Source organism: Kitasatospora sp. NPDC059462 (genome assembly GCF_042749955.1).
Taxonomy (GTDB): Bacteria; Actinomycetota; Actinomycetes; order Streptomycetales; family Streptomycetaceae; genus Kitasatospora.
The window spans coordinates 1-10,302 of sequence record NZ_JBHYUU010000241.1 but is presented as its reverse complement, the minus strand read 5'-3'; the positions used below and the strand labels follow the sequence as shown (position 1 = coordinate 10,302).

Below are 10,302 nucleotides of genomic sequence, written 5' to 3'. Positions count from 1 at the left end.
CGTCACCCTGTGGGCGAACCCGGACGGCACGCTGACCTCCGAGCGCACCACCGGCCCGCGGCGCGGGCGGGGTGGTCGGCGGGAGGGTGGAGGGGAGGGGAAGGGAGGGGGTGTCGAGCCGAGGAGAGGCCATGGCGGAGCAGCGTGAGGAGACCGGCCGCATCGTGGTCGGGGTGGACGGGTCGGAGCCGTCGAAGCAGGCGCTCCGCTGGGCGGTGCGGCAGGCGGACCTCACCGGGGCCGTGGTCGAGGCGGTGATCGCCTGGGAGTACCCGACGTTCCACGGTGCGCGCGGCTGGTTCCCGCCGGGCAGCACCGACGAGGCGGAGCTGGAGGGCAAGGCGCGCCGGGAGGCCGCCCGGGCCGTGGCGGACGCGGTCGGGCCGCAGCCGGTGGCGGAGGTGCGGATCGTGCCGCGCTACGGCTCGCCGGCCGGTGCGCTGATCGAGGCGTCCCGGGGCGCGTCCCTGCTGGTGGTCGGCAGCCGGGGGCTCGGCGGCTTCTCCGGGATGCTGCTGGGCTCGGTGGCCCAGCACTGCACCCGGCACGCCACCTGCCCGGTCCTGGTGTACCGCGACTGACGGCGGGCGGAGCCGTCAGCCCTGGCAGCTTCGTCAGCCTGTCAGCCGAAGAGGACGGTGGACGGCGCCGGTACCGGCAGCGAGCCTGCCGGGCGCGGCAGGCCGCTCTCGGCGTCGAGGTCGAACCAGCTGACGTCCCCCGAGCGCTCGTTGGCCGCGTAGAGGCGGGTGCCCGACGGGTCGAGGACGAGGTCGCGCGGCCACGCGCCCCCGCACGGCACCGAGGCCACCACCCGCGCCCGTTCGCCGTCCGCGTCGAGCGCGAGCACGACGATGGTGTCGGTGCCGCGCACGGCCACCCACAGGTGGCGGCCGTCGTGGGAGACCACGGGGGCCGACGGGAAGGCGGGCAGCTCGGAGCCGTCGGGGAACAGCGGGACCACGGCGACCGGGTCGAGCTCTCCGGCCGTCGCGTCCCAGCGGCACACGGTCACCGTCGGGCGCAGCTCGCCGAGCACGTACGCGTGACGCCCGGCGGGGTGGAAGGCGAGGTGCCGCGGGCCGGTGCCGGGCGACAGCGCGGTCTGTCCGTGCGGGGTCAGCCCGCCGGTCGCCGGGTCCAGGGCGCAGATCCGCACCGCGTCGGTGCCGAGGTCGACGCCGAGCACCCAGCGGCCGGACGGGTCGGGCAGCACCTGGTGGGCGTGCGGGGCGAGTTGGCGATCGGGGTCCGGGCCGCTGCCCTCGTTCGGCAGGACGTCGCTGGGGGCCTGCGGCGCGCCGTCGGCGGCGAGCGGCAGCACGCTGACGCTGCCGGAGCCGTAGTTGGCGGTCAGCAGGTGGCCCCGGCTGAGGGCGAGGTGGGTGGGCTCGTCGCCGCGCACCGCCACGGGGGCGCCGAGCGGGCGGGGGAGCGGGCCGGTGAGGTCGTAGGCGGCGACGGCGCCGGGCAGCGTCTCCGAGACGGCGTAGAGCACGGGGCCGCGCTCCGCCTGTCCGAGGGCGAGGTAGGACGGGTTGGGGGCGGCGTCGACGGCGCCGGTCTCGGTCAGGGCCCCGGTGTGCGGGTCCACCGCCGCGACGACGATCCCGCGTCCGCCCGCCGAGGTGAACGACCCGATGAAGGCCCGCTCCGCGCCCTTGTCCGCCCCAGCACCCTGCACAGAACCCTCCACTGCACCCTCCGTCGTCCGTGGTCCGCCGGCTGCGTCCGCCGGCCGCCTCCGCCGTCTGCCGCAAGCGCTCCGACGCTAGCAGGCGGCCCCTGCGGGCCGGACGGCGCGGGAGCGGCTGCGCCCGGCGGCCCGCGGTTTTCACCGGAACGCACCGCTGCCGCGGCGGCCGGGTCGCGCTCCGGCACCGGAGCGGCGACGGTGGAAGCAGCAGCGGCCCGGGCGGCCGAGTGCCGTGCCCGGCGGGGAGATGGAACGGGCCTTCGAGGTCGCGGACAAGAAGCTGGAGGACGTCGTGAAGGTGCTGATCGCCTTCTAGCCGTCCCTCCGTCCCCCCGTCCCCCGTCCATCCGTCCCCCGTCCACCCGTCCACCTGTCCACCCGTCCCCTGCGGACGACATCCCCCCGGCGCTGCGGAAGCGAGGCGGCATGCACGACCCCGATCCACCGTTCCGGCCGGTCCGCCGGCGGCAGGGCTACCTGCCGCTGGAGGACCTCGGCCTCATCGGGGACGGCACGACCGCCGCCCTGGTCGGCCTGGACGGCTCCATCCCGTGGCTCTGCCTGCCCCGGTTCGACGCCGAACCCCTGTTCTGCGGGCTGCTGGACCGCACCCGGGGCGGGCACTTCACCCTGGCGCCCGAGGACCTGGTCGAGGCCCGGCAGCGCTACGAGCCCGACACCGGGGTCCTGGTCACCGAACTGCGCAGCGCCACCGGCCTGGTGCGCGTCACCGACGCGCTGGCGCTGCGCTCCGGCGCCGACCTCACCGACAACGCCCCCGCCGACCGCTCCGAACTCGTGCGCTCCGCCGTCGTGCTGGACGGCCACGTCCGGCTGCGGGCGGAGCTGGAGCCGCGCGGCGGGGCGCGCACCAGGGCGCTGTTCAGCGGACTGGAGCTGCGCCCGCTGCGCCGTCCGGGCCTGCGGCTGCACCTGCGCTCCAACCGCCCGCTGGAGGGCCTGCACAGCACCCACGACCTGCGCCGGGGCGACCGGCTCGACCTGGTGCTCTCCTGGGGCCGCTTCCACCGCCACCACCGGGTCGACACCGACGCCATGCTGAAGGGCACCGCCGACGCCTGGCGCCGCTGGATGCGGCACTTCGACTACGAGGGCCCCCAGCAGGCCCTGGTGCGACGCGCGGCCGTCACCCTCAAGCTGTGCGACGACTGGGCCAACGGCTCGCTGGTCGCCGCGCCCACCTCCTCGCTGCCCGCCCCGATCGGCGGCATCCGCAACTGGGACTACCGCTACGCCTGGATCCGCGACGCCGCGTTCGCCGTCTTCGCGCTGCGCCGCATCGGCTTTCGCGGCGAGGCCGACGCCTTCCTCGGCTGGGTGCTCGACGCCTTCGAGGACAGCGGCCGGCCCCGCATCATGTACGACCTGCGCGGCGGCCCCGTCCCGGACGAGACCGAGGACGCCGAGCTGGAGGGCTACCGGCGCTCCGCCCCGGTGCGCTGGGGCAACGGCGCGGCCGACCAGCGCCAGCACGACGTCTACGGCGAGATCCTGGACTGCGCCGACCAGTGGCTGCGGGCCGGCGGCGAGATCCAGCCCGCCCTGTGGGCCGGCCTCGCCACCCTCGCCGACGCCGCCGAGCAGGCCTGGCGCGAGCCCGACCAGGGCATCTGGGAAGTGCGCAGCGAGGGACGGGTGTTCACCTACTCGGCCGGGCTGTGCCAGGTGGCCCTGGACCGGGCCGCGCAGATCGGCGAGCGGCTCGGCCTGCCGATCAGGACCGCCCGCTGGCGCGCCTCGGCGGACCACCTGAGCCGGCTCATCCTGGAGCAGTCCTGGGACGAGCCCGCCAAGACCCTCAGCGCCCACCTGGACGGCGGCGGCGTGCTGGACGCCAGCCTGCTGGCGCTCCCGCTGCGCCACGTGGTGCCGATCGACCACCCGCGGATGGTGGCGACCACCACGGCCGTCGCCGAGCGGCTGTCCGCCGGCGGCGGGCTGCTCCACCGCTACCTGCACGAGGAGTCCCCCGACGGCCTGGCCGGCGACGAGGGCGCCTTCGTGCTGTGCAGCTTCTGGCTGGTCGACAACCTCATCGGCCAGGGCCGCACGGAGGAGGCCGAGGAGCTGTACGACTCGCTCTGCTCCCGGGCGAGCCCGCTGGGGCTGATGTCGGAGCAGATCGACCCGTCCACAGGAGAGTTCATGGGCAACTTCCCCCAGGCGTTCAGCCACATCGGCATCACCGCCAGCGGCGTGAACCTGGCGCGGGCCAGGGCGGGGGTGCGGCGGTGATCGAGCGGCTCGCGGTCTTCGGCGCGACGGGCGACCTCACCGCGCGCTTCCTGCTGCCGGCGCTGGCCGCGCTGCGGGCCGGCGGCCACCTCGGCGACCGGCTGGAGCTGACCGGCGCCAGCCGCGAGGACTGGTCCACCGAGCGCTACCGGCAGTGGGTCGCCGACCGGCTGGACCGCCACGGCGAGGGCTGCCCGGCCGACGCCACGGCGTGGGTCACCGCGTCGGCGCGCTACCTGCGGGCCGACGTCACCAGCGCCGACGACGTCGCCGCGGTGGTCGCCGGGGAGGGGCCGGTCGCCGTCTACCTGGCCCTGCCCCCGGCGCTGTTCCCCGCCGCGGTCACCGCCCTGCACCGGGCCGGCCTGCCGCCCGGCAGCCGGATCGTGCTGGAGAAGCCGTTCGGCGAGGACCTCGCCAGCGCCCGGGAGCTGAACCGGCTGCTGGCGGAGCTGGTGCCGGAGCGCGCGGTGTTCCGGGTCGACCACTTCCTGGCCATGGCGACCGTCCAGAACGTGCTGGGCAGCCGGCTGGCCAACCGGGTGCTGGAGCCGATCTGGAACAGCACCCACATCGCCGCGGTCGACATCGTCTGGGACGAGACCCTCGCCCTGGAGGGCCGGGCCGGCTACTACGACACCGTCGGCGCGCTCAAGGACATGATCCAGAACCACCTGCTGCAACTGCTCTGCCTGGTCGCCATGGAACCGCCGATCACCCTCGGCGAGCGCGACCTGCGCGACCGCAAGGTGGACGTGCTGCGCTCGGTGCGGCCGCTGACCGGGGACGACGTGCTGCACCGCACCCGCCGGGCCCGCTACCTGCCGGGGAAGGCCGGTGAGCGCGCCGTCCCCGCGTACGCCGACGAGGAGGGCGTCGACCCGGGGCGCCGCACCGAGACCTTCGCCGAGGTGGAACTGGAACTGGACAGCTGGCGCTGGTCCGGGACGCGCTTCCGGCTGCGCAGCGGCAAGGCGCTCGGGGAGGACCGCAAGGAGGTCGCGGTGCGCTTCCGGCCGGTGCCGCACCTGCCGTTCGGCGAGGGCCGGGAGGCGGCGCCCAACGTGCTGCGCTTCGCCCTCGAACCGGAGGGCCTCGCCCTGGACCTGACCGGCATCGGCACCCGGGCCCATGAACTGGCGCCGCTGTCGCTGACCGCCCGGATGGACCCGGCGGAGCTGCCCGCCTACGGCCGGCTGCTGCTGGACGTGCTGAAGGGCGACCCGGCGCTGTCCATCCGCGGCGACGAGGCCGAGGAGGCGTGGCGGGTCCTGGAACCGGTGCTCTCCGCGTGGGAGCGGGACCTCGTGCCGCTGGAGGAGTACCCGGCCGGCTCCGCGGGCCCGGCGCCCCGGCACCCGTAGGCGCGGCGCGATGGCGGACGCCACCCCGGCCCCGCCCGGCAGGGCGCGGCGTGCCCCGTGCGTCGTGGTCCTCGGGGTCTCCGGCACCGGCAAGACCACGGTGGCCCGGCTGCTCGCCGAGCGCCTGGCGGCCCCCTTCGCGGACGCGGACGACTTCCACCGCCCGGCCGACATCGCCCGGATGGCGGCGGGCGTCCCGCTGGACGACGCGGTGCGCCGGCCCTGGCTGGAGACGGTCGGGCGCTGGCTGCACGAGCGCGAGGAGGCGGGCACCGGCGGGGTGATCGCCTGCTCCGCGCTGAAGCGGCGCTACCGGGACGTCCTGCGGGCGGCCTGCCCCGGCGCGTTCTTCCTGCACCTGACGGCCGGGCACGACCTGCTGGCGGAGCGGATCGGCCGTCGCTCGGGCCACTTCATGCCGGGGTCGCTGCTGGACTCGCAGCTCGCCACCCTGGAACCGCTGGAACCGGACGAGCGGGGCGCCACCCTGTACGTCGGGCAGCCGCCGGAGCTGGTCGCCGACGCGGCGGCGGACGTGCTGCCGCGCGTTCCGGGCGGGTGAGGTCAGCCCGTCAGGCCGCCCAGCTCGGTGTCCCAGTCGATCAGGGACGCCTCGGTGCCCCGGGGGACCAGCGCGAAGCTCTCCCGGCGCAGCCAGCGCCGCAGCTGGCGGGCCGGCAGGTCGACCAGCACGGAGCCGTCCTGCCCCTGGAGCATGATCCGCAGCGAGGTGCGGCCGTGGCAGGTGCAGGGCGGCCAGATCCGGACGTCGCCGGTGCCGACGGGCCGCTGCAGGCCGTCCCACAGCAGGTCGCGGGAGAACTTCCAGGTGCCCGCCTCGGCGGCGGCGCCGAGGAATTCGAGGGAGACGGCGAACGGGTCGTCACCGCGGTAGGCGAAGCGCACGGGGATGCCGAGGGACTGGCCCTCGCCGAGCACGATGCGGGCGTCGACCACGACGTCGGTGCCGGTGGTCTCCGCTCCCGGCTCCGGGCAGGGCTGCGGGCTGGGGAGGGGGTGGGGCGCGGACATGGGGTTCTCCTGGGTCGGGGTCGCCGGGCGACCGGGTCGGGGTTGCTGGGCGAAGAGGGCCGTCCGCCGGAGGCCCGGCGGCGGCGCGCTGCTCTCGCCCCGGGCCCTGGGAGCTGCCGACGGACAGGGGAGAGGCGAATCGCCGCCCACGTTAGGAGGCGGTGTCGGGGGAGATGTTCCGGCGGTGCACCGCGGCATGACGATCCGCGCACCGTCCGCCCGTCGCGGCGGGACGGGACGCGGGCGTACCGTCCGGTCATCACCGCCTTTTCCGGGCGGCGGACGGGCTCGTCCGCACTTTGTTGAACGTTTGTCTATCCCGTTTCGCCTCTTGTATGAATGCGGCCGGGAGGTAACTGATCATGAAGAGGTGGATCCAGCGCGCCCGTCCGGCCGGCGAGGCGCTGCAGTCGCTGGTCGACGGCCTGGCCGAGGAACTGGGACGCTCCGTCGTCCTCGACGACCCGTTGGTGCGGATGATCTGCACCAGCCGTCACTTCGGTGACGAGGACGGGGTGCGGGTGCGCACGCTGCTCCAGGGCATCGCGGACGACGAGATCATCCGCTACGTGCTCTCCCGGGGCGTGGCGCGGTGGACCAGGCCGGGCCACCTGGACGGTCGCGACGACCTGGGCCTGCGGCCGCGCTACTGCGTCCCGGTCCGCGAACGCGGCCACCTGCTCGGCATCCTCATCGTCGTGGCGGGGGAGGGCGACCTCGGCGCGGCCGAGATCGAGGCCATCGCCCGCGTCTCGCGCGCCGTGGCCGTCGAGATGTACGCCGAGCGGCTGGCCTCCGGCGCCGACGAGGAGCGCACCCGCGAGCTGGTGAACCGGCTGGTCGGCCCGGACGCGGCGCAGCGCTGCGAGACCCGCCGGCAGCTGCTGGACGACGGCCTGCTGCCCGCCGGCCCCCACGTGGTGGTCACCACCGTGACCGTCTCCGGGGTGCGCGGGCCCTCCGGCCAGGTCGAGGTGGCGCTGCGCGGCGCCCTGGAGCCGTTCCGGCAGACCCGCACCGCCCACGGCCTGTTCGCGATCGAGCAGGACCGGGCCGTCCTGGTCCAGGTCTTCGAGCGCGAGCCCACGGACGCGGACCTGGAGCCGCAGTCCCGGGGCATCGTCCGCTCGCTGGAGACCTTCCTGGAGCGGGGAGCCACGACGATGGTGGGCGTCGGCGGGCGCCAGGCCGACCTCGCCGACGCCTGGATCTCCCACGACCAGGCCCGGGTGGCGGCCCGCGCCGCCCGCCGGCTGCCCCGGCTCGGCGGCATCGGGGACTGGGAGCGGCTCGGCGAGCACGCCGTCCTCCTCCAGCTGCCCGACACCGCCCTCGACGACTCCCTCGTGCCCAGGCCGCTGCGCCGGCTGCTGGACGGCGGCGGGAACGCCCGCCTGGAGGAGACGCTGCGCTGCTTCCTGGAGAACGCCGGCTCGGTGCCGAGGACGGCGGAGGCCCTGGAGGTCCACCGCACCTCCCTCTACTACCGCCTGCGGCAGATCCAGGAGATCACCGGCCTGGACCTCGACGACGGCGGGCACCGGCTGGTCCTGCACCTGGGGCTGCGCCTGTGGGACCTGCTCCGCTTCCCCACCGGCCGACCGGCCTGACCTGCGGCTTCGCCGGCGGCCTCGTGCTACGGAACGAGGACGCCGGGTTGCTACAGAGCGATGAAGCCCCGCCGGGCAATCCCTACGCCGGTCGGTGGTCAACGGGGCCCGCGGCTGGCGAGAATCGTCACCACGAGCTGCCGCTCACACCCCGGCGAGGACCTTTCCGCCGCCCCCTCCGCAGACCCCGTGACGACTTGACGACCCCTCGACGAGCCCGTGACGACTTGACGACCCGAAACGAACGGACGTGAACGAGCACCATGCGTGAACCGATCACCGACGACGGAGTACGGCCGGCCCACCGTGACGGCGACGGCGACGGGGTCCCGCCGGTCGTCCCGCCCGGGCGCTCCGCTGCGAGGCCGGCCATGTAGACCCCGTGGAGCCCCGGCGCGCTCAACGCCGCCGTGGACACGTCCCCTTCCCGAGCGCCTCCCGCTCCCCGCCCACCCTCCGCGCTGAACCAACAGCGCCACACCAACCGGTCGGAGCCTCCCGTGATCCCGTCGGGTCCCTCACCCATGCCAGAAACCACGCCCCACCAGCCCTACCAGCCCCACCAGTCCGGCCCCGACGGCGGCGCGGGCTGCATCGACGTCATCGCGCCGCCGCCCGGCGCCGACCCCGAGGACTGCCTCTACGTCGCCCTGCACCTCCAGGGCGAGGCCTCGCTGCGCCGCGACGGCGAGAGCACCGCCCTGGAACCCGGCGATCTGCTGATCGGCACCACCCCGTACCCGACCGGCCTGCTGTCCGGGCCCGGGTGCCGGATGGTCCGCTTCCGCGTCCCCTGCTTCTACCTCGGTGTCCGGCACGGCGACGTCCGGCGCACCGGCGGGCTGCTGGCCCGGGGGGACGAAGGCATCGGCTCGCTCGCCTCCCAGTTCCTGCGCACCCTCGCCTCCGAGGTCCGCTCCCACCACGCCCGGCCCGGCCACCACCTCGCGCGCAGCGTCTCCGACATCGTGGCCATCCTGGTGACCGAACTGCTCGACCGGGTCGACCCGGACCGTCCGACCGCCACGGCCGGGATCCTGGCCCGGATCCGCGGCCACATCGAGGAGAACCTCGCCGACCCGGAGCTGTCGCCCGAGTCGATCGCCCGCTCGCAGCACATCTCGGTGCGCTACCTGCACAAGCTCTTCCAGCAGGACGGCACGACCGTCGGCCAGTGGGTGCGCCGACGGCGCCTGGACGCCTGCCGCCGGGAGCTGGAACGGCCCTCCCGCCGGCAGACCGGCGTCGCTGCCGTCGCCCACCGCTGGGGCTTCGTCAGCCACTCCCACTTCAGCCGCGCGTTCCGGGAGACCTACGGGGTCTCGCCGCGCGAGTGGCAGGCCTACGCCGCGCACGCCGACGCCCGGCAGCAGGCCTCCTGACCGCCCGTCCCCACGCCGCCGGCCGGCGGGGCCCGCCCGTCCGCGGCCCGGACCCCGCCGGCCGGTCTCCCCGCCGGACCGCCTCTCCGCCGGACCGCCTCTCCGCCGTCCCGACTCTCCGCCGTCCTGCCGTCCTGCCGTCCTGCGAAAGGCCCGCTCCGCCATGCCCTCCACCAGACCCACCGTCGTGCTCGTCCACGACGGCTGTTCCGACGCGACCACCTGGCTCGGCGTCGTCGCCGAACTCCAGCGCCGCGGCCTGACCGTGCTCGCCGTCGCCAACCCGCTGCGCGGCCTCGCCCACGACGCCGCCTACCTGACCTCGGTGCTCGCCGGGATCGACGGCCCCGTGGTGCTGGTCGGCCACGCCTACGGCGGCGCCGTGATCACCGAGGCCGGGACCGCCCCCAACGTCGTCGCGCTGGTCTACGTCGCCGCCTACCTGCCCGAGGCGGGCGAGAGCTACCGGGCGCTCGCGGGCCGCTTCGCCCCCTCGCCGCTGGCCTCCCGGATGCGCCGCACCGCGTACGCCGTGGACGGCGCCGACGTGGCCGAGCTCTCGGTGCCCGGGGACTGCTTCGGCTCGCTCGTCGCCGCCGACCTCGACCCGGAGCTCGCGGGGGCCCTCGCCGCGATGCAACGGCCCGTCGCCGAACGGGTGCTGACCGACGAACCGACCGAGACCGCCTGGCGCGTCAAGCCGGCCTGGGCCCTGGTGACCGGCGCCGACCGCGCCCTGCCGCCGGCGGTCCAGCGCTTCACGGCCGAACGCGCCGGCGCCACCGTCCTGGAGCTGCCCGACGCCTCGCACGCCGTCGCCGTCTCCCGGCCGTCGGCGGTCGCCGAGTTCATCCACGACGCCACCGGCCCGTCGGCCGCCGCCTGAACGCCGCCGCCGCCTGAACGCCGCCGCCTGATCGCCGCTGCCGGCCGAACGCCGCCGCGCCCGGCCCCCCGTGGTG

General features: G+C 75.8%; 9 protein-coding genes. 7 read left to right on the top strand and 2 right to left on the bottom strand.

The features are described 5' to 3' along the window. Nucleotides 1-131 precede the first annotated feature (131 nt). Nucleotides 132-581: a universal stress protein gene (locus ACFXAM_RS35115; protein ID WP_380297554.1), complete on the top strand. Its 450-nt coding sequence runs from the start codon at nt 132-134 to the stop codon at nt 579-581. Nucleotides 582-622: 41 nt separating this feature from the next. Here the strand turns inward: ACFXAM_RS35115 and ACFXAM_RS35110 are convergent, their stop codons facing one another. Next, nucleotides 623-1,696, bottom strand: coding sequence for a lactonase family protein (locus ACFXAM_RS35110; RefSeq protein WP_380297552.1), 1,074 nt, complete (start codon nt 1,694-1,696; stop codon nt 623-625). Between the two features lie 426 nt (nt 1,697-2,122). Here ACFXAM_RS35110 and ACFXAM_RS35105 point away from each other — a divergent pair, with 426 nt between their 5' ends. From ACFXAM_RS35105 to ACFXAM_RS35095, 3 genes are read left to right on the top strand one after another with little or no spacing between them, the layout of a single operon-like run. Next, entirely contained in the window at nt 2,123-3,952 is a 1,830-nt protein-coding gene (locus ACFXAM_RS35105) for a glycoside hydrolase family 15 protein (protein ID WP_380297550.1), read from the top strand. After that, nucleotides 3,949-5,316 (top strand): glucose-6-phosphate dehydrogenase, encoded by a 1,368-nt coding sequence (locus ACFXAM_RS35100; RefSeq protein ID WP_380297549.1) that lies wholly within the window; start codon nt 3,949-3,951, stop codon nt 5,314-5,316. Before ACFXAM_RS35105 ends, ACFXAM_RS35100 begins: the two co-directional genes overlap by 4 nt. Before the next feature lie 10 nt (nt 5,317-5,326). Continuing rightward, nucleotides 5,327-5,878 (top strand): gluconokinase, encoded by a 552-nt coding sequence (locus ACFXAM_RS35095; RefSeq protein WP_380297547.1) that lies wholly within the window; start codon nt 5,327-5,329, stop codon nt 5,876-5,878. Nucleotides 5,879-5,880: 2 nt separating this feature from the next. Here ACFXAM_RS35095 and ACFXAM_RS35090 read toward each other — a convergent pair whose 3' ends face one another. Beyond that, a complete protein-coding gene (locus ACFXAM_RS35090) occupies nt 5,881-6,348 on the bottom strand; it encodes an SsgA family sporulation/cell division regulator (RefSeq protein ID WP_380297545.1) in 468 nt (155 codons plus the stop codon). Between the two features lie 362 nt (nt 6,349-6,710). On the opposite strand from ACFXAM_RS35090, the gene ACFXAM_RS35085 reads away from it, so the two are divergent. From ACFXAM_RS35085 to ACFXAM_RS35075, 3 genes are all read left to right on the top strand, one after another. After that, nucleotides 6,711-7,958 carry a PucR family transcriptional regulator gene (locus tag ACFXAM_RS35085; RefSeq protein ID WP_380297544.1) on the top strand — a complete coding sequence of 416 codons (1,248 nt, stop codon included), beginning with the start codon at nt 6,711-6,713 and terminating at the stop codon, nt 7,956-7,958. A 524-nt stretch (nt 7,959-8,482) separates the two neighbouring features. Next, on the top strand, nt 8,483-9,340 hold the full coding sequence (locus ACFXAM_RS35080; protein WP_380297542.1) for a helix-turn-helix domain-containing protein: 858 nt from the start codon (nt 8,483-8,485) through the stop codon (nt 9,338-9,340). 163 nt (nt 9,341-9,503) lie between these two features. Then, a complete protein-coding gene (locus ACFXAM_RS35075) occupies nt 9,504-10,226 on the top strand; it encodes an alpha/beta fold hydrolase (protein WP_380297540.1) in 723 nt (240 codons plus the stop codon). The last annotated feature ends 76 nt before the right edge of the window (nt 10,227-10,302 follow it).